Raw genomic sequence first — 24,747 nt, forward strand, 5'->3', positions numbered from 1 at the left:
ACTTTTGCTATTATTTAATCAAATAAATGTTTTGATTAAAAGACATAGTAAATTTTTCATCGTTATCAAAAACAAAAACTTATACAACAAGAAAGGGTCATCATCAAATAAGTACGTATCAAGTATTAAAATATTCTTATTTTGTACTCCAGTTACGTTTTAATGTCTTGTACTCCTTCCGTATATAACTTAGAGATATCTCTATGATTGGTTTTAAGCGTGCGTAGATGCTTTTAGCATATTGTCGCAGACATTGCTTCCAACATCAGCCAGTTTTTCCGGCAAAATAAGTTTCTTAGGTAATTATTGCTAATAATATGGTGTACAAAAAAATAAAATAGGTTAATCATTTTTTTGATTGAAGAATAAATTCAATATCTTAATACTCTAAGAAGACTATTTCATTTATTAAAATTGAAATATTCAGATTCCCAACTTTTTAGAAAAATCAGGAATGCAGTTTTTCACTAATAATTAAGGACTGTTCTATTCTGGAGTTTTCTGGTAGAAAAGTTTTTATCAAATTTGGGTAAGTATTGTTTCATTAGTTCTTTGTCAATTTTTGGGGATAAAATACCCGAACTTTGGATAGCATCAAAGGTGTTATCTACTTTGCATATAGGAGTACGATGGTGTACTTCTAGTATAGTGCTACGGTTTTGATACACTTTTTCTTGGAAAAAAGAAGTTAATGGATACAAGGGATTAATTGTTGACAAACTAGAGAGAGCATTCAACCAGTTTTTGGGTGAAATTTTTTGTAAGGGATAGCCCAACTCCTTGAAGCACTCAAATATTTCTGTATTACTTAATTCCTGTTCTCTAGGTACAACAATATTGTAATTGCCACCTGTGTGCTTTGCGTCTAAGGAAATATGGGCGATGACGGCAGCAACATAGTCTACAGGTACAGGAGTCCAATATTTTTCAGGCCAGTCTGGATATATGCCCATCTCAATACAACCACTAATAAAGCGGTAGAACGTGTCGTTAAGGTTAGCAACTCCTGTTTGTCTGTGTCCAGAAATAAAACCAGGACGGTAAATAGATACTGCTAATCCTTTTTCTTTAGCTGATTTGACCATGCGTTCGGCAGCCCATTTTGCCCGTACATAGCCGTATTCTACAGACATAATTGGGAGGCTAAAATCAATATCAAAATCTTCTGAAACTTCATTTTGACTTAATAATGAAGTTACTGCTCCATAAACAGACACAGTAGATATGTAATGCAGTGTTTTATGAAGACGATGTGCTGTTAAAGTAAGAATATTTGCAGTCCCATCTACATTAGATTTTTTAATTAGCGAATAAGGTTTGATGTAATTAGTGTCAGCAGCTACATGATAAATTTGATCAACTTCTTCACCCAGTTTGTCAAATAACATTGTTGGTAGTTGCAACTGTGGTTGCTGAATGTCACCAGCGACTACATACACTTGCGCCAATTTTGTTATTGGTAGCTGATATTGAATAAAGGTTGCACGCAGCCTTGCCATTGCATCTGCATCACTTTCTGCTCTTATTAAGCAATAAATTTGGCGATAGCTGCCTTTTGTGAGCAATTCATAGAGCAAGTGTGCCCCTAGAAAACCTGTTGTACCTGTAATTAATGCACAGTCATATTTAACTTGTGGTGGTTGTTGCCAAATAGATGTATTCAAATCTCGAGAAAGTCTGGCTTCTGCTTGTAAGTCAATATGTCCATCATTAACTGTACTTTCGCTTTTGAATTTAAACTGTTCTAACAATTGTGCTAAACCCAACGGTGTAGGATATTCATAAATTAAGCGAGAAGGAAGGGTGACACCAAAATCGCGATCGAGTGCATACAACACATGAGCGATGCAAAGTGAGCTACCACCTGCCTCAAAGAAATTCGTGTGAGGCTTGCAAGTTCCAGTAGGTAACTCTAAAGCTTCATCAAAAACTACCGTTATTTTGAGAGAGCTATCCATCGTATCAGTTAGGAAAGATGGGGTTTCTGGCAGTTCTGGTAAAGCATTTCGGTCTACTTTACTGCGATTAGGTAATAAAGGCAATTCGTCCATAAAAATAAACCGCGTAGGTACCATGTAATCTGGTAGTTGTTCAGCAGCAAAGCGTTGCAAGTGCTTTTCTGTCAAAAACTGTCCAGTTTTAGGGACAATATATGCAACAAGCATTGATACGCCATAATTTTCTGTCTCATCGCTACGTTCTATTCGTGAATTTCTAATTGCTTTGACTGCATTTGTTTGTACGCCAGGATGCTGGGCAAGTATCATTTCAATTGCTTCTATTTCTATACGCTTGCCCCGAATTTTGACCTGACGGTCTGATCTGCCAGCATAATGTAACAGCCCAAGTTCATACGGATCTTCGTAAACGATATCACCAGTTTTGTATATTTTGCCCAAACCAAAAGGGTTATCTAAAAAACGAGTACTTGTAATCTCAGGTTTATCTAGATAGCCTTTTCCTATTCCTAAACCACCTACATATAACTCACCCTTTTCACCACGATTACAAAGTTTAAATTCTTCATCCAAAATGTAAAGTTCTACATTTGGCAATGCATAACCAATAGGCAGACTCATATCCTGTTGTTCAAATTCGTAAATTGTGCAACAAACTGTTATTTCTGTTGGCCCATAAGCATTAAAAAAGCGGGTATGAGGTGAAACCCATGCTTTAGCAAGTGATATGGGACAAGCTTCACCACCTACCACTACCATTTGTAAATCAGGTAGCTGATCGGAAAAAGGTGTCAGTGTTGCAAGTACAGAAGGGGGTAACATCACCCATTGTACCTGATATTTCATTATGAAGTTTGCTAAGAGTTGGCCAGGAAGCATTTGCTCTCTTGCACCCAGTACCAAAGTTGCCCCACCACATAATGCTGTAACTAATTCCCACACTGCTGCATCAAAACTGATGGAGGCAAACTGAAGTAAACGCAAGCCTGGTTTGATATTAAAAGTACTACAGCTAGCTTGAGCAAGATTTAGTAAACCTCGATGGGTAAGCATTACCCCTTTCGGTACACCTGTAGAGCCAGAGGTATAAATAATGTAAGCTAGTTGCTCAGGCTCTACTACTGAAGGTAATGCAGAGGATGTAGTTAACTGTTCCCAGACAGTAGGGGTATCCAAAAAACACATTTGCCCATTTAAACCACTCTGCCGCATTGCTGGCTCAATATCAAAAGCAAACTTTTGCTGTGTCAGAATCGTGGTTAATTTAGCATCAGCAATCATATAGCTGAGCCTCTGGCGGGGTAAATCTGGATCAAGGGGAACAAAAGCTGCACCTGCTTTCAAAATGGCATAGATAGCAATAACCATTTCAAAAGAAGGTTCTATACACAGTCCAACTAAACTGTTAGGTTTTAGACAACCTTGTGCTATTAAATACTGATATAAATGTTCTGCCCGATCTTGTAATTCTCCATAAGTAAACTGTTGATTTTCTAGAATTACTGCCACTTCATCGTGATACTTTTGACAACTAAGTTCGATTAAGGAAACAATTGTTTGATGGACTTGGGTATTTTGAGTTTTCATTTGAATATAGATATGTATTGGTTCAAAAAATGCAAATTTAGAGGTAGATAAAATAGTCCTGATAACAATTAAATATCAAAGCAAAGCAAAGCAAAGCAAAGCTATGGAAAATCTGATAGTGACTACATCAGTATTCTCCATACTGCTAATTTATAATTTGAGATGCGAGAGCTATCCTATTTCACTTGTGAAAATAAGTTTTTGACAAGACAAACCGCATTCTCCAAATCAGAAGCCGCAGCTTAGTACACATAGACGCAAAGCAAAGCGGCTGAACGAAGAGTACGCACATAAGAAAACAAAAAGAAGATTTCACTTTTTAATATGTTCTGTAATTTTCTCAAAATAAGCTGATTAGAAAAAATTTGGTTTATAGATAATCATTCTGACAAAAATATTCTCAAATATCTAGAAATTTGCCAAATCTTTAACTTCATCAAATAAATACAATGAATACATCGGAAGATATTTAAGTAATCATATCAAGCTAGATTTACATTTATATCTAACTAAGTAAGGCTTTTAATCAATATTTGAGTGGTAATTTTATTTGGCTAATTAATTGATTCATAAAATAAATATTTTAATATTAAAAATTTAAGTAATTGTACGTAAACTATACTTTCGCAGAAAACGATCCAGAAATGAAGCTCTTGGGTTGACCTCTTAAAGTGTCGCAACTGGAGGGTTAAAGCGGTCAGACGAAGAATTTGGTTTAACTAAGAAGCTCGTGGCGGCAAGACCAATCCAAGAGCGGGTTTTTGGGAAAATATTTGAGCGATCGCTTTCATGTTAGAGTCTTTCATAAAGGTAGGAAAAACTAAAAATAGAACTCGAAGCCTCAATTTTTGGCATCCAGTTCCTTTCAGTTTCCAGTTGTTGCATTTGAAATAGGCGCAATAAAGACTAAATGACACAAGCTAAATACACAAATAGGTCAATAAGTTATTCTCAAAAACAAAAGATAGTCACCTAAACTAAAATACTGCTTTAAATATCTAATGGCTGATTCAATGCAAAAATGACAAGAGTAAATTCAATATATCTATTTTCTTTTCGTTTTCTAAGGAAGAGCATTGTAGCCAAAAGTTCCTAATATTTTTCACATCAATATAATACAGATGTTCTATTTTTACTTATTGCCCCACTATCTATCACCATCAGCATTCTATAAAATTCATCCCAAAGAATTCAGATGATCCCCCTTACCTGTGGTGGCAGACAGTCCTAAACTGAAGATGAGAGTTGAAAGGCAGTCGGGAGAAATTTTGTGAAAAAAGTTTTATCAATCATTCTTGGTGGTGGTGCAGGTACGCGTCTTTATCCCCTAACCAAACTACGCGCTAAACCAGCAGTACCAGTGGCGGGGAAATACCGGTTAATCGATATCCCTGTCAGTAACTGCATCAATTCCGAAATATTCAAAATCTATGTTCTGACACAATTCAACTCAGCTTCCCTGAATCGTCACATCGCCCGTACCTACAACTTTAGTGGGTTCAATGAAGGCTTTGTAGAAGTGCTAGCCGCACAACAAACACCAGAAAACCCTAACTGGTTCCAAGGCACAGCAGATGCTGTACGTCAATACCTGTGGTTAATGGAAGAATGGGATGTAGAAGAGTATCTAATTCTCTCAGGCGATCACCTCTACCGCATGGATTATCGTGATTTTATCCAGCGTCATAGAGATACCGGAGCTGATATTACTCTCTCAGTCATCCCCATTGATGAGCGCCGCGCCTCAGATTTTGGCTTGATGAAAATTGACGGTTCTGGTAGAGTAATCGATTTTAGCGAAAAACCCAAAGGTGAAGCCTTAACCCAAATGCGGGTTGATACAAGCGTACTGGGATTAAGTAAAGAACAAGCCCAACAACAGCCTTACATCGCCTCGATGGGAATTTATGTATTTAAAAAAGAGGTTTTGTTCAAGTTGTTAAAAGAGGCTACAGAAAGAACTGATTTCGGCAAAGAAATTATTCCTGATGCCTCTAAAGATTACAACGTTCAAGCTTACCTTTTTGATGACTACTGGGAAGACATTGGAACAATTGAAGCATTTTATCATGCGAACTTAACGTTAACTCGGCAGCCCCAACCAGCTTTTAGTTTCTACGATGAAAAAGCACCAATTTATACCCGCGCTCGTTATCTGCCTCCGAGTAAACTATTAGATTGCCAAATCACAGAATCAATGATTGGCGAAGGTTGCATTTTGAAAAATTGCCGCATTCAACATTCGGTTTTAGGAGTGCGATCGCGCATTGAATCTGGCTGCATCATTGAAGAGTCTCTAATCATGGGTGCAGACTTTTACCAACCTTCTGTAGAACGCGAATGTAGCCTAGTAAAAGGCGACATTCCTGTAGGCATTGGTACAGACACAATCATTCGCGGTGCCATCATCGATAAAAATGCCCGTATTGGTCACGATGTCAAAATTATTAACAAAGATAACGTCCAAGAAGCCGATCGCGAGAATCAAGGTTTCTACATCCGCAGTGGTATCGTCGTTGTCCTCAAAAATGCTGTAATTGATGATGGAACAATCATTTAAGAGTGGTGAGTGCTGAGTTGTGAGTGCTGAATTAGGAGTTAGGAGTTATGAGTACAACATCTAATCACTCTTCACTCAGCACTCAGCACGGGCTAAACGCCCCGCTACCGCTAACAGCACTCATCCTATTGATTGGTCTTCCAGGTAGTGGTAAGTCAACTTTGGCGAAACAATTACTGGCAGAATGCCCCCAGATGCAGCTGATTTCTACGGATGCTATCCGGGGGCAGCTGTTCGGTTCTCAAGCTATTCAGGGGTCGTGGCTGCTGATTTGGCAAGAAGTGGAACGGCAATTTCAACAAGCTATTTCTACAGGTAATACCGCAATTTTCGACGCCACTAACGCCCAGCGAGGTAATCGCCGTGAAGTCATCACGCTAGCCCGTGACTTCGGCTTTACCCAAATTACGGGAATTTGGGTGAATACGCCAGTTTGGCTGTGTTTGGCACGCAATAAAAGGCGATCGCGTCAGGTTCCAGAAGAAATTATTTTGCGGATGCATCGTCAATTACGGGATGCCCCCCCAAGCCTGGAAGAAGGACTAGACAGCCTGATTCTCTATCCAGAAAGTTGGGAGTACGGAAATTGCGATCGCCCGGTGAGGAAGAACCACACTTGATTTTCTATATTCTTTGTTAATTTAAAGTCAGATTCTTTTGCTTGGCATTATACCTAGCAAACTAAACATCTCTTATTCTTAAAAACATAACGGGAATTTCTATAGGAGGCTGGTAGATGGCTGCAACCGACTTCAAAGACTATTACGCAATTTTGGGAGTTAGTAAGACTGCCAGTCCAGAGGAAATTAAACAAGCCTTTCGTAAACTAGCCCGCAAATATCACCCGGATGTGAATCCAGGGAACAAACAGGCAGAGGCACGCTTCAAAGAAATTAACGAAGCCTACGAAGTTGTATCAGACCCAGATAAACGCAAAAAATACGACCAATTCGGGCAATATTGGAAACAAGCTGGTCAAGGTTTCCCATCTGGCGGTGTTGGTGCTGATATGTCTGGCTTTGACTTCAGTCAATACGGCAATTTTGATGAGTTCATTAATGAATTGCTAGGACGCTTTGGTGGTGCTAGCCCTCGTGGTGGACGACAAGCCTACTCTTACCAAACTTCCACAGGTGCCCCTAGTGGTTTTAGCGGCTTTAACGATTTTGGGTTTCAAGATGCAGGTGCTGGTACCGCCCAAGATACTGAAGCTACCATTACTCTCAGTTTTGCAGAAGCATTTCAGGGTGTGCAAAAGCGCTTTAGTTTAGGTAATGAAACAATTGATGTTCGCATTCCGGCTGGGGCTAAAACTGGTACTCGCTTACGTGTCAGGGGTAAAGGTCAAATCAACCCCATGACCCAACAACGCGGGGATTTATACTTAAAAGTCGAACTTCAGCCGCATTCGTTTTTCCAAATTGAAGGCGATAATTTGGTTTGCGAAGTGGCGATCGCCCCAGATGAAGCGACGCTAGGAGCATCAATAGATGTACCTACTCCCGATGGTATGGTTAATGTCAAGCTACCAGCCGGGGTGCGTTCTGGTCAATCGCTGCGGTTACGTGGCAAAGGCTGGCCTCTTGCCAAGGGTGGACGCGGCGATCAATTAGTGAAGGTAGCGATCGCCCCACCAAAAGACCTCAGCCAACAAGAGCGGGAGTATTATGAAAAAATCCGGGCTATACGTACCTACAATCCCCGCAGTCATTTGCCCCAAGTCAAGCTGTAAGAAAAATTATCTTTTTAAAGGTTCGTAGTAAGCACTTTAGTGCTGAAAAAATCAAGGACTAAAGTCCTTACTACAAACATCTATGACATAAACCACTAGAGTCGATGGCTTTTAGCCTGGGTTCTGTTTTGCCATTCTCGCTACTACAATAGCCTTTAAGGCTGCTAAGCTCTCCGGTGTAGCCTCAGTTGCTTGCCATGCTGCACGTACTATCAAGCGATCGCACCAAGCGTTTAATTTTGGATATTGACTTAAAGATATACCTATAGTTGGCATCAAAGGGACTACAGTTCCAGCCACAGCCTCAGTGAGAGTGAGGTTTTCACTGCCAAAGTAAGGGCGATCGTCAAGCAAACTTTCAAAAAACTTCAGCGTTGTGGCAATTTTTTGCTTTGCCTTTTCAATTTTTTCTGGATCTCCTCCAGGTAAGCCGAGAAACTGAGGTAAAAAGATGGTAGTTGCTGGCAAAAGCTCATTCACAGTTGCCATTTGGACGATACGGGCGATCGCTAAATCCTTAGCATTGTTCGGTAACATCCCAGGTATCGGGTACTTAGCCTCTAAATAATCCAGAATTGCCAAGGATTCTATTATCTTCAAGTCGTCATCTACCAAAACTGGAATGCGATGGAAAGGACTAATAGCCGAAAACTCTGGTTTAAACTGTTCTCCATCCAGTTTTACCTCTACTAATTCAAATTCAAGTCCTTTTTCTAGGAGAGTAATCCAGACACGGCGAGAGTTGGGAGAAATCGGCGAGTGATAAAGTGTCAGCATTAGGAAAACCTCATACCTTTTATCATGATATGGCTGCTCTGGGACGATTCCAAAAAAGCAGACTTATTCAACAAGTTTAGTTGCAGATGGAACTTGGTATATTACTAACTAACCAGAGGAAATACAACTGATAAATTCAGCGATAAATCTGGAAATTCCGGAATATTTACAATCGCATTTGGTAAATAGATTTGCTTATTTGCATAATTAAAATTACCTTGAAAATCTCGAAACGGCTGAGTATAAACTTCTAAACAATTGGCTTTTAAATTAAATATCCAATAATTAGCAATTTTCGATTCAGCATAAAGGGATAACTTTTCTTCACTATCATATTTAAGAGTACTATCTGATACTTCAGCTATTCTCAAAAAATTAAACAGGCAAATCAGCAGCACTCTGGATATTTTTTAATATTAAGTCAGGGCTACTACGTTTAATTAAACCAGTTAGAACTTTACCAGGGCCAATTTCTAGTACTTGCTGGATGCCGTTGGCTGGTAATTGCAGAGAAATTTCTCGCCACCGTACCGAACCCGTCATTTGTTTGTTGAGGCGTTGCTTTAAAATGTTGGCATCAATAGACGGAATTGGCTCTACATTCGATAAAACTGGGACAACAGCTGGCTGAAATTCCACAGATTCAAGAATGTCTTGGAATTCCGCAGCCGCAGCAGCTATTAAATGTGAATGAAATGCTCCAGAAACTTTTAAGGGAATAGCACGTTTGGCTTTAACTTGAGACATCACCGCTTGTACAGCTTCGGTTGTGCCTGAAATTACCACTTGAGCCGAACTGTTGTCATTTGCCAATACTACATCAGGCGTTTCGGCAATGACTTTTTCTAACTGTTCGCGGTCAAAGTTCATCAGGGCTGCCATCATACCACCAGAAGCACTATCCATGAGTTCTGCACGACGCTTGACCAAATATAAACCAGCTGACCACTCAAAGACACCTGCAATATAAAGGGCAACATATTCTCCCAAACTGTGGCCAGCAACTAAATCTGGCTGCTGTCCTCGTTCCCGGAGAAGGTCAGCCAGAATACTTTCTACCACGTACAGACTTGGCTGAGTATATAGCGTCTGTGATAACTTTTCTTCTTGAGTTCGACATATTTCCGTTACAGACCAGCCTAAAATTGCCTCGGCTTGGGCAAATTTGTCTTTAGCGGCAGGTATATCTAATAAATCTATTCCCATTCCTAGTGCTTGAGAACCTTGTCCGGGAAACACCCATGCAGTTTTAGTCATTGGTCGTTTGTCAGTGGATATTGGGGAAGGTGGGGTCCCCTCTGGGGATAAGGGGTAATGGGGATTGGGGACTGGGGATACTTCAACAAGCTCAGTGCATCGCTGGGGACTTGTACTGAGCGGCGTCGAAATGAGTCGAGATTTAACTACCGCAAAGCCGAAGTAGCCGAGGTAGCGAAGCCTTTGGCGCAGCCTCTCGTAGAGAAGGGAGTCGAAGTCTTGGGGATTGAGGATTGAGTGCTGAGAAAATATTTCTAGATAGATATTTATTTCCTAATTCCTAATTCCTAATCCCTAGTCCCCATTACCCCTTATCCCCAGAGGGGACCCTACCTTCCCCAATCCCTATCTTCCCCATTGAAATATTGCTGCACCCCATGTCAGACCGGCACCAAAGCCGGATATAGCAACGATGTCATTGGGTTTAATTTTGCCTTGGCGCACTGCTTCATCTAAAGCTAAGGGAATGGAAGCAGCGGAGGTGTTGCCATAGTGGGCGAGATTACTGATTACTTTATGTTCTGGGATATTTAGGCGTTGGGCAACGGCATCAATAATCCGCTGGTTGGCTTGATGCAAGACTAGCCAATCTATGTCGTCAACATTGAGGTTGGCTTGAAATAAGGCTTTATCAATAATTTCTGGCACTTTTTGGACGGCGAAGCGGTAAACTTCTTTGCCGTTCATGGTAATGGGTTGGTAAGCGCCTTTGGTGACATTGATACCAGGGAGTAGTTCTTTGGATGAACCTGCATAGCCAACGTTGAGGTGATGATTTTGAGCGCCATCACTTTTAAGTGCAAATCCCAATAAGCGATCGCTTATCGATGCTTGCAACACTACTGCTCCTGCACCATCACCGAACAAGACACAAGTACGCCGATCTTCCCAATCTACCCAGCGAGAGAGGATATCTGCCCCAATCAAAAGTACATTTTGATAGACTCCTGTTCTGATGTATTGAGCTGCTGTGACTAGTCCAAAGACAAAGCCGGAACAAGCAGCCGTCAAATCAAAGGCTACTGCTTTCGTAGCTCCCAGTTGAGCCTGTACTTGACAAGCACTGCCAAACAAATCATCAGGGGTGGAAGTTGCCAGCAAAATCAAATCTAGGTCTTCTGCTTTGATTCCCGCAGCGGCGATTGCCTGCTTACTGGCGTCAGTAGCTAGTACACTCAATGACTCAGATGGTAGCGCCAATTGCCGTTGACAAATTCCGGTTCTTGTGGTAATCCACTCGTCTGTCGTTTCAACCAGTTCAGTCAATCTCTGGTTGTCTAGGGAAGTAGCTGGTACTGCTGAGCCACTTCCTGTAATTGTTATGCCTAAATTATGCACACCTAATCTCCAAAAGCTATCAGCTTTTTGTCATTTGTCATTTGTCATTTGTCATTTGTCATTTGAATGACTAATAACCAATAACTAACCGCTCTCGCGCTCTAGGATATATTGGGACTGAATTCGTTGCAGTACCTGGTTGTCAACAGCTTCTTTTGCCATACGAATTGCATTAAAAATTGAAGGTGCTTGTGAGCTACCGTGACCGATAAAACAAACTCCAGCTACGCCTAAGAGCAATGCACCGCCGTGTTCTGCGTGATCCATGCGCTGCTTGACTCGCTTCAGGTTAGGTTTTAAGAGCGCCGAACCGATTTGACCATGCAATCCTTGAGGTAATTCTTCCCGTAAGATTTGCAGAATTACTTCTCCGACTGCTTCGGCAAATTTTAATAAGACATTGCCGACAAAGCCATCACAGACAATCACATCAAAGCGACCGGAAAGGACATCACGCCCTTCGGCATTGCCGATAAAATTAATTTGGGTATTTTCTCGTAGCAGTTGGTGGGCGCGCACAGCTGCGTCATTGCCTTTGGAGTCTTCTTCTCCGATATTCAACAAACCCACTTTGGGTTGAGTTGTACCTAAGACATATTGACTATAAGCCGATCCCATGACCGCAAACTGGTCTAAAAACTTCGGACGACAATCTACATTTGCGCCGACATCAAGTACCAGCACTGGTTTACCAGCGATGATTGTCGGAAAAACAGTCCCGATCGCTGGGCGGTCAATTCCTGGCAAACGTCCCAAGCGGAGCAAAGCTGATGCCATAGCTGCGCCAGAGTGACCTGCTGAAAACACCGCATCTGCCCGTTGCTGCTTGACCAAATCCATCGCCACATTGATAGAAGCGTTGCGTTTGCGTCTAACTGCGTTTAAAGGCTCCTCATCCATTGCGATCGCTTCTTGTGCAGTCACGATCTCTACTTGCCCTAAATTTGTTTTTGGCGGTAAGGCAGCTTCAATTTGTTGGGGATCGCCAACCAATAATATATCTACACCCAATTCTTCCTTTGCTCGCAATGCGCCAGCAACGATTTCACCGGGTGCGTGATCCCCTCCCATTGCATCAATTGCGATCCGTACACGAGTCGATCCCATTGCTTCGAGCTTCTAGAAACCTTACAAATTTTACCAGATGGCTTTACTCAAAAAGGTTAACTTTCAAGATAACCAAATTACTTTAGTTACGATTGCAACATTTTTACTGGCAAGCCTAAGATAGCACGAATTTGGGGACTAGGTACTGGGGGTTGGGGACTGGGCATAGAGGATTGGACAAAAAAGTGCTGTTAGCGATAGCGGAGCGTTTAGCCCGTGCTGAGTTAGGAGTTAAGAGTTTTGTTTATCTCCTTCTCCCCTAGTCCCCAGCGATGCACTAAGCTTCTTGTTGGCGCAGCCTCTCGCACAGAAGTGTCCCTAGCCCCCAGCGATGCACTGAGCTTGTCGTTGGCGCAGCCTCTTGCAGAGAAGTGTCCCTACTCCCCAGTCCCCAGCACCCAATTAACTAACGTCCGAACGCCGTAGCCAGTTGCTCCAGGGCTGTTGTAGCCGTTTTCTTTATCTGTCCATACTGGGCCGGCAATATCTAAGTGCGCCCAAGGGGTTTGTTTGACGAATTCTTTGAGGAAAAGGGCAGCTGTAATCGCACCACCTGGACGGGGGCCAGTATTTTTCATATCCGCAATCCCAGATTTTAGCCCTTCAAAATATTTTTCTTCCATTGGCATCCGCCAAATCTTTTCGCCTGAAGTTTGGGCGGCTTTTTCCAATTGGGAGGCTACTGTATCATCAGGGGTGTACAATCCAGCAATATCATCGCCCAAGGCAACGACGTTGGCACCTGTGAGGGTGGCTAAATCAACGATCGCATCTAATCCCAATTTGTCGGCATATACTAAGGCGTCAGCTAGGGTTAAACGCCCTTCAGCGTCGGTGTTGTTCACTTCGATTGTTTTGCCATTTGATGCTTTGAGAACGTCTCCTGGGTGCATGGCATGACCGCTAATCATGTTTTCAGTCGCTGCCGAAATAAAGTGAACTTCGGAATCTGGCTTAATTTGAGCGATCGCCTTTGCTGCACCTAAGGTAGCAGCTGCACCCCCCATATCCATTTTCATGGTTTCGATACCGCTACCTGCACCTTTAATATTGAGTCCGCCGGAATCGAAGGTTACACCTTTACCAATAATTGCTAGTTTCCTTTTGGGTGTACCTTCTGGTTTGTAAGTCAGATGAATAAATTTCGGTGGCAAATCGGAAGCTTGGGCGACTCCCAAAAAAGCACCCATACCTAACTTTTCACAATCTTCTCGTTCGAGAATTTGCAGTTGTAAACCGTATTCTGTGGCGATCGCTTGAGCTGTTTCTGCCAAGGTAATTGGTGTTACCTCGTTAGCTGGGGCTGCTACTAACTGCCGTGCCAAAATTACCCCAGAAACAATTTGATTGGCGCGACTGATGGCGGCTTCTTGTCCACCAAAACCTAGTAAATCTACGGTTTCTATTTGCAATCCTTTATCTTCAGGTTCTGATTTAAAGCGAATATCTTGGTAAAGCGCTAATTCTACACCTTCAGCGATCGCTTGGGCGCTGGCTGTGGGATCGTTATTCCATAGAGGAAAACTAAAACCGAGAATTTTGCTTTTTTGCTTTTTGCCTACTCTGGCTACCGCAGCAGCAGCGCGTCGCAGAGTATCTAGTTTTAGTACTTCTGGTTTTCCTAAACCCACCAAAATGAATTTACGCACTGGGCTACCAGCATTCACACGCGTGAAAATGCTACTGTTAGCTTTACCTTTAAATTCTTCTTCAGCAATCAGTTCTTTTAAAACTCCGGAAAACTTTTGATCTAAAGTTGCCAATTCTCCGGTTAACTCTACTGCATCTTCAAATAATCCAATTGCCAAAGTATCGCCTGCCCACTCTAGCAAAGGCGTATCACTCAGTTGAATTGCCATGTTGGGATTTTATGTAAATATTCCTTCCTGTACCAGTATTGCTCAAAATTTTTGTTTCCGGCATTGGGTATTGGGCATTGGGCGTTAGGAGTTCTGTTAGCGATAGCGGGGCGTTTAGCCCGTGCTGAGTTAGGAGTTTCGTGTATCTCGTTGTCCCCTTGTCCCCCTTGTCTCCCCATCTCCCCATTCCCAAAAACTCACCCACAAAGGGATGGAGTTTCCATGTACCATCTAGATTTCGATCCTCTCTAACCCGCCTTCAAAAGGCGAAACTAAAATCTTTATAGTGATGATGCTTCTAGTAATGGTTGACTAAGATAAGAGACATCCAAAAATTAAATTATCCATTTTTCAGAGCAAAGACCATAATTGTATGTATTCTGCTTCCTCTGCTCAAGAACAGGTTGCCAAAGCCATTGATTATTTTTTTATTTGGAAGTCCCAAAAAGAGAGGTTTTCCAGATCCTCAATGCCTAAATTGCATTTGTATCAATGTCAAATTTATTACCGATCGCACTGATTATTTTTTGCTCAACTGGTGTAGTCTGATTATCAAGACGGGCAATTTTCTTACACTGAGCTAATAATGGTATGGCAAAATCACGGCTTAACTGATTGAGCAGTGTATCTAAAGGCTGGGGTGATTTGATATTTTGGGCAATGGCATCTAGGGAGGTAGGACTGAGGTTGAGAGCTTGCAATTCTGGCAAAATTTCTTCCCAAGTTTTTTCGGGATGAGTGGCTAGGATCGCGTGAACTAAAATTTGATCCATTACAGCTTGTTGAGCGATCGCACTTTCTAGATATTTCTCACTTTCGGCTTTTAATGTTGCCAATGTCTCTGGGGAGTTGAGCGAAGTTGATTCATCCAATTTGGCTTCATAAAATCGACAAGCAGCATATCCCAATGAATAAATCATCGTTGCATTTGAACTAGCGGCGATCGCAGCACCTGCAAAGGGTACATTTCGCAACAAACCTAATCCCGCAGCTTTCAATAAACGACCTCCACCCAAGGCCAAACCAAAAATTGCCAAAACTTCACCTTTGCGGGTAGGATCTTTTAAATCTAGCCCGTAAAGAGATGCAATCTCATAAACCATTTCTGACTGCAATTTTGTTGTCGCGGCTAAATCAATTGCCAGCAATGTCAATGCTATTCCTGGCAAAATACTAGTTGCTAGACCAATCCCACCTGCTTTAGCGGCTTTATCCATCATAATCCGGTGAGCAATCTCGCTAGGTGATTCATTCGGATACTGTTGCTTTAGCTTGTCTACCGCCGCTTCTGCTTTTTCCAAATCAACAACATCAGTAGCACCAAACAACCAATTCAGATTTAATACGCCAGATAGTTTTCTAATGAGCCAATTTTCGCTAAGAAAATTGATAATTTTACCGCTAGTTTGAGTTGTTTGTTCAATTAACTTATGTGTTTCTTTGACCGCTGCTTCTCCCACCACTAGAGCGGTGTCTAAAACTGATTTGCTAGTTTGACCAATAGTTTCAAAAAAAGGGTCTAATATAGAAGATTTATCTTCTACTGAAGATTGAGCCTCTATTTCTACTTCTGAAGTTTCTATTGGTGAATTAACTAATTTGTTCGCCTCTATGTCTTGGGGTTTGTGTACCATTGCTTCGCACCATCCTGTAAAGCCTCTCTCTTTAAACTTGTAACTGAATATTAGCGGCTCTACATCCATCTATCAACGTAAATATCAATTTCAAAAGTTTTGTTTACCTCTTCCTATCCTCTCACCTCTTGCTCTTTAGCGATATCAGCATTACTTTCTAAAAATTCATTATCCTTAAGAATTTCATAGAGATTAATATCTTGCTCTAACAAACAAGCATGTCCGCAATCGGGCAACACTACAATCTTGTTATTTGGTAAGATATCCCCTATCCGCTTTACTTCAGTTACAGAAGGCAAAAGCCGATCGCTACCACCGGCAATCAATAAAGCCGGTTGCGTTAAGCAACGTAATTCCTTATCATCAACATGAAACTCTCGCAGTAAAGACAACCGCCAAAGAACGGTTTCTGAAGGGACAGAACGCATAGTTCTTAAGAGTTCATGGCGATCGCTGCGAGAAATCCGTGGCAAAGATGCTAAAAACGGCAATAACCCCAATGCGCCAATATCATACAAGCCTGATGGCACTAAATAAGTAATTTGCGATACCCAATTTAACCAAGGGCGAAGGTGAAGGGCTGAAGCTGGGTTAATTAAAATAATTCGTTTAAATAAATGCGGTGCTTTAATCGCCACTTTCATCGCCAAACAACCCCCAAATGACTCACCACAGAGGTAAACTGGCCTTTCAGGACTTTTTTCTAATTCGGCATAGATCAAATCCAATACATTGTTCCTTAGGACATCCCAGCTGTTGAGATCTTGACGGGGGATGGCGAAACAGCGGACATCAAAGCCAACTTCTAATCCAGCGGTTTGCGATCGCAATAGTTGACCTGTTCCATCCATTCCTGGTAAATATACAAACAGCGGATATTCTGGTTGTAGTCGTTTAGGCGTAAGGAAACAAGGCTTGAGTTCAACTTCTGGAGTAGTCATTGGTCATTAGTCAATGGTATAAAACTTTTGGACTGTTGATTGTTGAAGGAAGTTCTTCGCTTTTGAGAAATCAGCTAAAAATCGTAGCGACAATCCAAAATCCAAAATTAACAATCGCAACCTTGATGCAGTAAGTTGCTAATTTCAGTGTGACAGTGTTCTGTCAGTTCAGCCACAACAGTTCTCGCTTGTTTGCCATGATATCTTTTTTGATGTTGAGGCGTAATCCAATAAGGGCGACCGATTAACACGGCAACTCGACGATAAATTACTAAAGGATGCAAACCTGGTTGCTGAAATAAAGGCTCTGAAGGATCAAATAAACTTAACACCTTTAACGGTAAACCAGAAGTGTTTACTTCTTCTAAAGAAGCGATGGCGATCGGCAAAATTGCTAAATCCTGGACATCAGCCCGGAATGCTAAATGAGCAAATCCCCGCTGAAATTCACCTACCACGTTTGGCACAGTAAATTTCACCATTGGTTCAGTTCCTTCGGGAAATACTCCCACCATCTGCCGAGACTGCAATAGCATCTGTGACTGCACAAAAAAGCTTTGTTGGCGATTTTGGGTTTTCTCCAAGGGAAAACACCCCAACTGTCCGGTAACAATCTCCCGCATTATTGGCACTTGTCCCATGTAATGATGGCAAGCAAAGCGAATCGGACTTGATAACGCCGCCATTAAAACCAATGCATCCATAAAGCTGCGGTGATTGCTGACTACCAACACGCTGGCATCTTGGGGAATGCGATCTTCGTAATAACGAAATATTTGTGTTGAAAGCGCCGCCAGGAAAGCGTGGGAAACCAACTCAGGACTATTAAGACTCATACCTAAGCAATATATGTTTCGATAACTATGGGAGTTTATCTTAATTTAATTTTTACATTTCTTTACTACCGCTATGACCGTCTTAAGATAGAAATATCTCATCCATAAAGCCAGTTCAATTTTCTGCTTTCTGAGTGAATGTATTCTTAAATACAATATTTTTGTGTAATAAAAAGTGTTTCCAAAAGTAATTTAGTAGTTAATTTCTGTTTTTTAGGCAAAAACAAGCTGAATTAATGCATATTTTAAAACAATTGCCGACCTGATAAATTTGCTAGTATTAAGGTGTTATTGGAAAAAATCCTAGCAATGTTATATAATAGCTTGGTTTTGCCGATAAAACAAAGATGTAAAACGTTTTAATAAGTTGATTTTTATTTTGCATGAATCTAGTGAATAAAACAGAAAAAACATTTGCACTGACAACACCCTTATATTATGTAAATGATATCCCCCATATAGGCAGTGCTTATACAACTATCGCCGCAGATGTAGTAGCGCGATTTCATCGTTTGTTGGGGCATCAGGTATTACTAATTACAGGTACAGATGAGCATGGGCAAAAAATTCAGCGATCGGCAGAAACTTTAGGGAAAGCACCACAAGATTTTTGCGATGAAATTGTGCCTAGCTTCGTTAGTTTATGGGAGTTATTAGATATTCAATACGATCGCTTTAGTCGGACTACTGCCCCTCGTCATGAAGCGATCGTCAAAGAATTCTTTGAACGAGTATGGAAATCTGGTGATATCTACCAAGGACAACAACAAGGCTGGTATTGTGTATCCTGTGAAGAATTCAAAGATGAACGGGAACTTCTAGAAGGACACCGTTGCCCAATTCACATTAACAAAGAAGTTGAATGGCGAGACGAAAAAAACTATTTTTTCCGCTTATCTAAATATCAAAATAAACTGACAGATTTTTATCAGTTAAAACCAGATTTTATCCAACCAGAAACTCGACGCAACGAAGTTCTAAGCTTTGTTAATCAAGGTCTACAAGACTTTTCAATTTCACGGGTAAATTTAGATTGGGGTTTTCCAGTACCAAACGATCCCCAGCACACCCTTTATGTTTGGTTTGATGCATTACTGGGTTATGTAACTGCATTACTCGAACCAGATGTAGAACCGACTTTAGCAAATGCTTTAGAGAAATGGTGGCCAATTAATCTGCACTTAATTGGCAAAGATATCTTGCGCTTCCATGCAGTTTATTGGCCAGCAATGCTGTTATCGGCTGATTTACCCTTGCCAGAACGAGTATTTGGGCATGGCTTTTTGACCAAAGATGGCCAGAAAATGGGCAAAAGTCTGGGTAACACCCTCGATCCTGTGGCGTTAGTTCAGCGCTATGGTAGTGATGCCGTTCGTTATTACTTCCTTAAGGAAATCGAATTTGGTAAGGATGGAGATTTTAATGAAGTAAGGTTCATTAATGTTCTGAATGCAGATTTGGCAAATGACTTAGGTAACTTGCTCAATCGCACCTTGAACATGGTGAAAAAGTACTGCGCTGAGAATAATGTCCCACCAGTCGACAACGAAGCAATCTCTGACGAAAATCCGTTGAAAACAATAGGTTTACGTCTAGGGGAACAGGTCAAAGAAGCCTATGAGCAGCTAGCTTTCAATGAAGCGTGCGAATCTGTCCTTTTACTGGTACAAGCCAGCAATAAGTTTATTGATGAACAAGCTCCTTGGACATTATATAAACAGGGACAGCAGCAGCAAGTCGAAAAAGTTCTGTACGTAGTTCTAGAATCAGTTAGACTAGCAGCTTATCTGCTATCTCCAATTATTCCGAACATCAGTAGCGATATTTATCAGCAGCTGGGCTTTGGAATAAACTTTAACGATCGCATACAAAGTTCGCTTAATGCACCTTTTGCTACCCATGCAACTTGGGGGATACTATCCAGTAAACAACAGTTGGGTACACCCCAGCCAATTTTTAAGCGCATAGAACCCCCAAAAAACGATTAGTCCTTATCAAACTCCAATTTTGTTGATTTTTCTAATTCTCTGCTAAAAACTTATCGGGGCTTAAACCAATTAGTCCCGGAACATTATCATAAACCACTGTGACTAGAATGTAAAAGTTGTTAATTTGTATCAAAAATTACAGGGATAAAAATTGAGGTATGACAATGATGTTGAATAATTTAGAAAATGACTCGATATTTACACCAGAACAAGTTTTGGAAAATCGGGGTCGAGTCGCCATATTTATTGATGGCTCAAATCTATTTTACGCTGCACTACAATTAGGTATTGAAATCGACTATACGAAGCTGTTGTGTCGATTAACTGGAGGTTCTCGGCTATTGCGGTCTTTTTTCTACACTGGTGTAGACCGGACAAACGAGAAGCAACAGGGGTTTTTGCTATGGATGCGTCGTAATGGTTATCGAGTAATTGCCAAGGATTTAGTACAACTGCCAGATGGCTCTAAAAAAGCCAACCTGGATGTAGAAATAGCAGTGGATATGATGGCATTAGTAGATTCTTATGATACCGCAGTTTTAGTCAGCGGTGATGGCGATTTGGCATATGCAGTAAATTCCGTGAGCTATCGTGGTGTGCGGGTAGAGGTGGTAAGTTTGCGTTCCATGACTAGTGACAGCTTAATTAATGTAAGCGATCGCTACATTGATTTAGAAGCCATCAAAGAGGATATTCAAAAAACCCCTCGCCAAAGCTATCCATATCGACCATTATCGAGTATGGGATTTTTGGAAGACCCAAGAACTAGTGATGGACACCTGGAAATCCAAGAATGAAGTATCAGTTTAATTACAAGGGGAGAGAAGGGGACAAGGAGACAAGGGGACAAAGGGACAAGAGGACAAGGAAAAGTTTTCTTCCCTCACTCTCCTACTCTCCCAATACCAAACTCTCCTCTTTCTTTATTTGGCCTTTAACCTTTTTTTTAGTCATTGGATTAGTTAGCTGTGGGGGGAAATCCCCCATAGCTTCTCAACCAAATAGTACTGATTCCTCTGACAACTCTAGTAAATTGACATTTTTTGATGTCACCTTAGAACAAGCAGATGAAGTAGGAAGACCGATTTGGAAAGTCCAAGCTAAAAGGGCAAAATATACCAAAGAAAAACAAATTGGTCAGGCGGAAAATCCTTATGGGGAACTATACCAAGATGGTAAAGTAGTTTATCAAATCAAAGCAGATGTAGCAGACATAGAACAAGATGGCAAGCAACTGTTTTTGAAGGGTAAAATATTTGCCACAGATCCTAGTAATGGCGTTGTGTTGCAAGGCAATGAATTAGAATGGCGTCCCCAAGAAGGTTTGTTGATTGTCCGCAACAACATTAATGGTACTCATAAAAAACTACAAGCTGTGGCACAGGAAGCGCGAGTTAAAACTCGCGAACAGCTGATAGAATTTTCTGGAGGAGTAGTAGCAAATTCTAGCGATCCCCAATTACAAATCCGAACTGAGCATTTGAATTGGAATATTAAAGAAGAAAAACTACTTGCCGATCGCCCCGTACAAATTGACCGTTACAAAAATAATCAAATTAGCGATCGCGGCAAAGGAAACTCCGCCGAAGTCAACTTAAAAACCAAAATTGCCACCATCAAACAAAATGCCCAACTAGATTTACTAGACCCACCATTGCAAATAGCTAGTAACTCTATGACCTGGAACATGAACGCAGAAACTATCAATACAAACTCACCAACGCGGATGTTTCAGCGTGTTGAAAATGTCCTAGTGACAGCCAATCAAGGTGAAATGAAAATACCCCAAAAAACGGTTTATTTAACAGGTAATGTCAATGCCGTTGGTCAACGTCAGCAGTCTCTAAAATCTAATACACTAACTTGGTATCTAGATAAAAAGTTAGTTGAAGCTCAGGGAAATGTACTTTATCGACAAGTTGACCCACCATTAAATTTTACTGGTGAAACAGCCGTTGGTAATTTGCAAACAGAAAATATTGTTGTCAAAAGTGGCAGTTCTGGCAGTAGGGTAGTAACAGAGATTATTCCCCAAGAGAGGGCTAATCGTCAGTAGTAGAGTTTGGGCATTAGGCATTCTCACCTCTGCTCCTCTCTCGCCCGAATCTCCTTCATCCCGCACTCCTCAATTTTGGGTCAAGTACTAGGCTAGGATCTTAGTACTACAAGTCCTTTGATAACTCATGAATGGATCAAACCGATCGCCGAAAGAATCCTTACCAACATCCGAGCTAGCAGAACACACCCACGAGCATCTAGATCGTACTCCTGGGCATGGAGAATTAGCTCATCCTCATATGCATAGCGAAGAGTCATTACGGCGAATTGTCAATCGGCTATCGCGTATAGAAGGACATGTTCGTGGTATCAAAACAATGGTGCAGCAAAGTAGTCCTTGTCCAGATGTTTTATTACAAATAGCCGCAGTGCGAGGCGCATTAGATCGGGTAGCGCGAATTGTTCTTGATGAACATTTAACCGAGTGTATTGCTAGAGCCGCCAAAGAAGGCAATATGGAAGTAGAAATTCAACAATTAAAAGCTGCTTTAGATCGGTTTTTGCCTTAAAAGTGAGAAAAATATTTAGCCATAAATCAGGGTTTTTACCAAAACACATAATTTTGTATTTGTCAATCAATATTAGTAGATCGGCGCTCTAGCCTTGTTGTCCAAGCGTGAGAGCTATTTATGCCAAAATTAAGACAAGTGTCTCACAGTCATAGCTGATGGTTTGGGCAGTTCCAAAGCAGTTGCAGGGGGGTAAATATACCCTCGAAAGTGTATTAGGGCGGGGACGTTTTGGCATTACCTATCTTGCCAGGGATGAAAAAGGTGATCGCCTTGTCGTCAAAACCTTAGACGATCGATTACAGAGCCAACCAGACTTCAAAAGGTTGCAGGAAAGATTTGTCCAAGAAGCCTTCAAACTCGCTAAATGCAAACATCCTCATATTGTGCGCCTCTTAGAAGATCCTTTTCAAGAGGACGATTTGTGGTGCATAGCGATGGAGTACATCGACGGAATCGATCTCGCCCATCGCCAAAAGAATATTTTGCCAGAAGCAGACGCCCTGCAATACATCCAACAAATCGGCGAGGCGTTAACGGTAGTGCATCAAAATAACTTGGTGCATAGAGATGTCAAGCCAGCCAATATTATGATTAGGGCTGGTTCAAAAGAAGCCGTTTTAATTGACTTTGGGCTAGCACGGGGAATTGACAGTAAAAAGCTGAGTGTGAGCAATCTAGAAACAGAAGCCGAAGCAGGTTTTACCCCCCCAGAACTGTATTCACAGACAATTGAACTAGGGGCGTATACCGACGTTTATTCACTTGCAGCCACACTTTACAACTTATTGACAGGACAACTACCAACCAGCGCCAAAGAACGACTGCAAAATAATATTTCATTAAAAGAACCAAGAGAATTGAATCCTCAAATTACCCATAACATCAATCGTGATATTCTTTGGGCAATGGATTTAGATCCCAAAAAACGCCCCCAATCGATTCAAGGTTGGCTAGATTCACTGAGATTAAAACCTATACTTGTTGTCCAACCACAAGCAACACGAATTAATTACGATAACTTAGGTTTATGGCTTACAATAATAGGTTTAATTGTTGCAGTCATAGCAATATTCACAGGAATTTTCCAACAAGAGATTCGAGACTTTTTTATCAACGCATCGCCTTCACAGACGGAAAAATCAACACCAAAAGCGCCCCCAACAAAACCAACAAATTAATGAACAAATATTGGAATAATGTAATTAAATCCTATCCCTTTCTTCTCTCTGCGTCTCTGCGCCTCTGCGTGAAATAAAAATTAACTTATAACTAACATAAAATATGTACTGGAATAAAGGCCATCAACTACACAATGGTAAATACATCATTGAAGACGAGTTAGGACAAGGTGCTTTTGGCATTACCTATAAAGCCGTACAAAACAGCCGGATTAAGCTACCAGTTGTTATTAAAACTCCTAACATGCGCCTAAAAAAGGATAGACAATATCCCCGCTATGTAGAGAAATTTATCCAAGAAGCTGAATTATTAGGGCAACTTTGCCAAGCACCTCATCCAAATATTGTGCGAGTAATTGATTATTTTGAAGAAGGTGACACCAATACACCCTGCTTGGTAATGGAATTTATTGCTGGGAAAAACTTGTATGATTTAATTGAAGCTGAAGTAACAATACCACTACCAGAAATAGAAGCTATTAAATACATTTACCAAATTGGAGATGCAATAGCAACAATACATGAAAATTCAATAGTGCATCGTGATATTCACCCTGGTAACATCATGTTGCGAAGTGGGAACCAACCTATTTTAATAGACTTTGGTTTAGCTGGAGATATTGCCCCAGCAACTTCTTTTTCTAGAAGTTTTGGGAATAAAAACTTTGCTCCTTATGAGCAAATGAATGGAAGTAAAGATATAACAGTTGATATTTATGGTTTGGCGGCAACACTTTACTATGTAGTAACAGGTCAATATCCCACAACTTCCTGGGATCGCAAATATCATCAAGCTGATTTAATTGAACCAAAGCAACACAACCCAAGTATTAGTGAACAATTAAATCTGGCAATTCTTGAGGGAATGAGGTTAGAAGCAAATGAACGCCCAAAATCTATGCAAGCATGGTTAAATTTATTAGTTGACCAAAAGACATCTGATGATTTAAGTTCAGAAGTAGGGGTAGATTACAGCAAACTACGCGACTACCTAGCAGCAGGAAATTGGAAAGAAGCTGACAATGAAACTTATCTAGTGATGCTTCAAGCTGTAGGTTGCGAAGGAGGTGATTGGATTAAAGACCAAGAACTTTTCAAATTTCCTTGCAAAGACCTCCGCACAATTGACCGCTTGTGGGTAAATTATAGCAATGGGCGCTTTGGCTTCAGTGTTCAAAAAGAAATTTACCTCAGCGTTGGTGGTAAGCTTGATAGTAAATATTACAAAGAAGCTTGGGATAAATTTGGTGATTGCATTGGATGGAAAATGAATAGTAACTGGATTAGTTACCGAGAAGTTACTTATGATAATTCAGCACTTAAGGGGCATCTCCCTACAACAGAATTTTTGAAGGTGGATTTAGGGGAGAGGATGTGGTGGTGTTCTCTCCTCTTTCGCATCGAGACTTGTAAACTTTAATATTT

The 24,747-nt window shown here is 41.1% G+C and carries 21 protein-coding genes; 10 read left to right on the forward strand and 11 right to left on the reverse strand.

All coding sequences use genetic code 11. The features are described from left to right. Window positions 1–467: 467 nt before the first annotated feature. Window positions 468–3,545, reverse strand: coding sequence for an amino acid adenylation domain-containing protein (locus ACFG4S_RS25035; RefSeq protein WP_392531639.1), 3,078 nt, complete (start codon window positions 3,543–3,545; stop codon window positions 468–470). A gap of 1,270 nt (window positions 3,546–4,815) precedes the next feature. On the opposite strand from ACFG4S_RS25035, the gene ACFG4S_RS25040 reads away from it, so the two are divergent. The 3 genes from ACFG4S_RS25040 (at window position 4,816) to ACFG4S_RS25050 (ending at window position 7,837) form a co-directional block, all read left to right on the forward strand. Beyond that, entirely contained in the window at window positions 4,816–6,105 is a 1,290-nt protein-coding gene (locus ACFG4S_RS25040; protein ID WP_392531640.1) for a glucose-1-phosphate adenylyltransferase, read from the forward strand. Between the two features lie 47 nt (window positions 6,106–6,152). Then, window positions 6,153–6,725 (forward strand): AAA family ATPase, encoded by a 573-nt coding sequence (locus ACFG4S_RS25045; protein ID WP_392531641.1) that lies wholly within the window; start codon window positions 6,153–6,155, stop codon window positions 6,723–6,725. A gap of 116 nt (window positions 6,726–6,841) precedes the next feature. Then, window positions 6,842–7,837, forward strand: coding sequence for a DnaJ C-terminal domain-containing protein (locus ACFG4S_RS25050; protein WP_392531642.1), 996 nt, complete (start codon window positions 6,842–6,844; stop codon window positions 7,835–7,837). 111 nt (window positions 7,838–7,948) lie between these two features. Here ACFG4S_RS25050 and ACFG4S_RS25055 read toward each other — a convergent pair whose 3' ends face one another. From ACFG4S_RS25055 to fabD, 3 genes are all read right to left on the reverse strand, one after another. Continuing rightward, window positions 7,949–8,614, reverse strand: coding sequence for a glutathione S-transferase family protein (locus tag ACFG4S_RS25055; protein WP_392531643.1), 666 nt, complete (start codon window positions 8,612–8,614; stop codon window positions 7,949–7,951). Between the two features lie 104 nt (window positions 8,615–8,718). Beyond that, window positions 8,719–8,985 (reverse strand): Uma2 family endonuclease, encoded by a 267-nt coding sequence (locus ACFG4S_RS25060; RefSeq protein WP_392531644.1) that lies wholly within the window; start codon window positions 8,983–8,985, stop codon window positions 8,719–8,721. Window positions 8,986–8,989: 4 nt separating this feature from the next. Continuing rightward, window positions 8,990–9,871, reverse strand: coding sequence for an ACP S-malonyltransferase (gene fabD, locus ACFG4S_RS25065; protein WP_392531645.1), 882 nt, complete (start codon window positions 9,869–9,871; stop codon window positions 8,990–8,992). Between the two features lie 57 nt (window positions 9,872–9,928). Between fabD and ACFG4S_RS25070 the strand changes: the two genes are divergently transcribed. Continuing rightward, entirely contained in the window at window positions 9,929–10,108 is a 180-nt protein-coding gene (locus ACFG4S_RS25070; RefSeq protein ID WP_392531646.1) for a hypothetical protein, read from the forward strand. Window positions 10,109–10,216: 108 nt separating this feature from the next. Here the strand turns inward: ACFG4S_RS25070 and ACFG4S_RS25075 are convergent, their stop codons facing one another. The 7 genes from ACFG4S_RS25075 to ACFG4S_RS25105 form a co-directional block, all read right to left on the reverse strand. Further along, the gene (locus ACFG4S_RS25075; RefSeq protein ID WP_392531647.1) at window positions 10,217–11,209 is read right to left on the reverse strand and encodes a beta-ketoacyl-ACP synthase III; all 993 of its coding nucleotides are present in this window, start codon (window positions 11,207–11,209) and stop codon (window positions 10,217–10,219) included. Window positions 11,210–11,293: 84 nt separating this feature from the next. After that, window positions 11,294–12,316, reverse strand: a complete 1,023-nt coding sequence (gene plsX / locus ACFG4S_RS25080; protein ID WP_392531648.1) for a phosphate acyltransferase PlsX — start codon at window positions 12,314–12,316, stop codon at window positions 11,294–11,296. A 377-nt stretch (window positions 12,317–12,693) separates the two neighbouring features. Further along, on the reverse strand, window positions 12,694–14,175 hold the full coding sequence (locus ACFG4S_RS25085) for a leucyl aminopeptidase (protein ID WP_392531649.1): 1,482 nt from the start codon (window positions 14,173–14,175) through the stop codon (window positions 12,694–12,696). Continuing rightward, complete coding sequence (locus tag ACFG4S_RS25090; protein WP_392531650.1) at window positions 14,160–14,354, reverse strand: hypothetical protein; 195 nt, start codon at window positions 14,352–14,354, stop codon at window positions 14,160–14,162. Before ACFG4S_RS25090 ends, ACFG4S_RS25085 begins: the two co-directional genes overlap by 16 nt. A gap of 294 nt (window positions 14,355–14,648) precedes the next feature. After that, window positions 14,649–15,809, reverse strand: a complete 1,161-nt coding sequence (locus ACFG4S_RS25095) for a hypothetical protein (RefSeq protein ID WP_392531651.1) — start codon at window positions 15,807–15,809, stop codon at window positions 14,649–14,651. Window positions 15,810–15,922: 113 nt separating this feature from the next. Continuing rightward, window positions 15,923–16,750: an alpha/beta fold hydrolase gene (locus ACFG4S_RS25100; RefSeq protein WP_392531652.1), complete on the reverse strand. Its 828-nt coding sequence runs from the start codon at window positions 16,748–16,750 to the stop codon at window positions 15,923–15,925. 107 nt (window positions 16,751–16,857) lie between these two features. Continuing rightward, entirely contained in the window at window positions 16,858–17,586 is a 729-nt protein-coding gene (locus ACFG4S_RS25105) for a lysophospholipid acyltransferase family protein (RefSeq protein WP_392531653.1), read from the reverse strand. A 383-nt stretch (window positions 17,587–17,969) separates the two neighbouring features. Here ACFG4S_RS25105 and metG point away from each other — a divergent pair, with 383 nt between their 5' ends. From metG to ACFG4S_RS25135, 6 genes are all read left to right on the forward strand, one after another. Further along, complete coding sequence (metG, locus tag ACFG4S_RS25110) at window positions 17,970–19,574, forward strand: methionine--tRNA ligase (RefSeq protein ID WP_392531654.1); 1,605 nt, start codon at window positions 17,970–17,972, stop codon at window positions 19,572–19,574. A gap of 167 nt (window positions 19,575–19,741) precedes the next feature. After that, window positions 19,742–20,371, forward strand: coding sequence for an NYN domain-containing protein (locus ACFG4S_RS25115; protein ID WP_392536077.1), 630 nt, complete (start codon window positions 19,742–19,744; stop codon window positions 20,369–20,371). Then, window positions 20,368–21,630 carry an LPS export ABC transporter periplasmic protein LptC gene (gene lptC / locus ACFG4S_RS25120; protein ID WP_392531655.1) on the forward strand — a complete coding sequence of 421 codons (1,263 nt, stop codon included), beginning with the start codon at window positions 20,368–20,370 and terminating at the stop codon, window positions 21,628–21,630. The genes ACFG4S_RS25115 and lptC overlap by 4 nt, the downstream gene beginning before the upstream one ends. 127 nt (window positions 21,631–21,757) lie before the next feature. Beyond that, window positions 21,758–22,141, forward strand: a complete 384-nt coding sequence (locus ACFG4S_RS25125) for a metal-sensing transcriptional repressor (RefSeq protein WP_392531656.1) — start codon at window positions 21,758–21,760, stop codon at window positions 22,139–22,141. Between the two features lie 158 nt (window positions 22,142–22,299). Further along, complete coding sequence (locus tag ACFG4S_RS25130) at window positions 22,300–23,322, forward strand: serine/threonine protein kinase (protein ID WP_392531657.1); 1,023 nt, start codon at window positions 22,300–22,302, stop codon at window positions 23,320–23,322. A 103-nt stretch (window positions 23,323–23,425) separates the two neighbouring features. Continuing rightward, the gene (locus ACFG4S_RS25135; protein ID WP_392531658.1) at window positions 23,426–24,742 is read left to right on the forward strand and encodes a GUN4 domain-containing protein; all 1,317 of its coding nucleotides are present in this window, start codon (window positions 23,426–23,428) and stop codon (window positions 24,740–24,742) included. Window positions 24,743–24,747 lie beyond the last annotated feature (5 nt).

The sequence above is a fragment of the Nostoc sp. C117 genome, from assembly GCF_043099735.1.
Lineage (GTDB): Bacteria > Cyanobacteriota > Cyanobacteriia > Cyanobacteriales > Nostocaceae > Nostoc.

Coding starts and splice junctions, on each gene's coding strand:
- ACFG4S_RS25035 (WP_392531639.1), bottom strand. CDS start 3,545: ATGAAAACTCAAAATACCCAAGTCCATCAAACAATTGTTTCCTTAATC.
- ACFG4S_RS25045 (WP_392531641.1), top strand. CDS start 6,153: ATGAGTACAACATCTAATCACTCTTCACTCAGCACTCAGCACGGGCTA.
- ACFG4S_RS25050 (WP_392531642.1), top strand. CDS start 6,842: ATGGCTGCAACCGACTTCAAAGACTATTACGCAATTTTGGGAGTTAGT.
- ACFG4S_RS25055 (WP_392531643.1), bottom strand. CDS start 8,614: ATGCTGACACTTTATCACTCGCCGATTTCTCCCAACTCTCGCCGTGTC.
- fabD (WP_392531645.1), bottom strand. CDS start 9,871: ATGACTAAAACTGCATGGGTGTTTCCCGGACAAGGTTCTCAAGCACTA.
- ACFG4S_RS25070 (WP_392531646.1), top strand. CDS start 9,929: ATGGGGATTGGGGACTGGGGATACTTCAACAAGCTCAGTGCATCGCTG.
- plsX (WP_392531648.1), bottom strand. CDS start 12,316: ATGGGATCGACTCGTGTACGGATCGCAATTGATGCAATGGGAGGGGAT.
- ACFG4S_RS25085 (WP_392531649.1), bottom strand. CDS start 14,175: ATGGCAATTCAACTGAGTGATACGCCTTTGCTAGAGTGGGCAGGCGAT.
- ACFG4S_RS25090 (WP_392531650.1), bottom strand. CDS start 14,354: ATGGGGAGACAAGGGGGACAAGGGGACAACGAGATACACGAAACTCCT.
- ACFG4S_RS25095 (WP_392531651.1), bottom strand. CDS start 15,809: ATGGTACACAAACCCCAAGACATAGAGGCGAACAAATTAGTTAATTCA.
- ACFG4S_RS25100 (WP_392531652.1), bottom strand. CDS start 16,750: ATGACTACTCCAGAAGTTGAACTCAAGCCTTGTTTCCTTACGCCTAAA.
- ACFG4S_RS25105 (WP_392531653.1), bottom strand. CDS start 17,586: ATGAGTCTTAATAGTCCTGAGTTGGTTTCCCACGCTTTCCTGGCGGCG.
- metG (WP_392531654.1), top strand. CDS start 17,970: ATGAATCTAGTGAATAAAACAGAAAAAACATTTGCACTGACAACACCC.
- ACFG4S_RS25115 (WP_392536077.1), top strand. CDS start 19,742: ATGTTGAATAATTTAGAAAATGACTCGATATTTACACCAGAACAAGTT.
- lptC (WP_392531655.1), top strand. CDS start 20,368: ATGAAGTATCAGTTTAATTACAAGGGGAGAGAAGGGGACAAGGAGACA.
- ACFG4S_RS25125 (WP_392531656.1), top strand. CDS start 21,758: ATGAATGGATCAAACCGATCGCCGAAAGAATCCTTACCAACATCCGAG.
- ACFG4S_RS25130 (WP_392531657.1), top strand. CDS start 22,300: ATGGTTTGGGCAGTTCCAAAGCAGTTGCAGGGGGGTAAATATACCCTC.
- ACFG4S_RS25135 (WP_392531658.1), top strand. CDS start 23,426: ATGTACTGGAATAAAGGCCATCAACTACACAATGGTAAATACATCATT.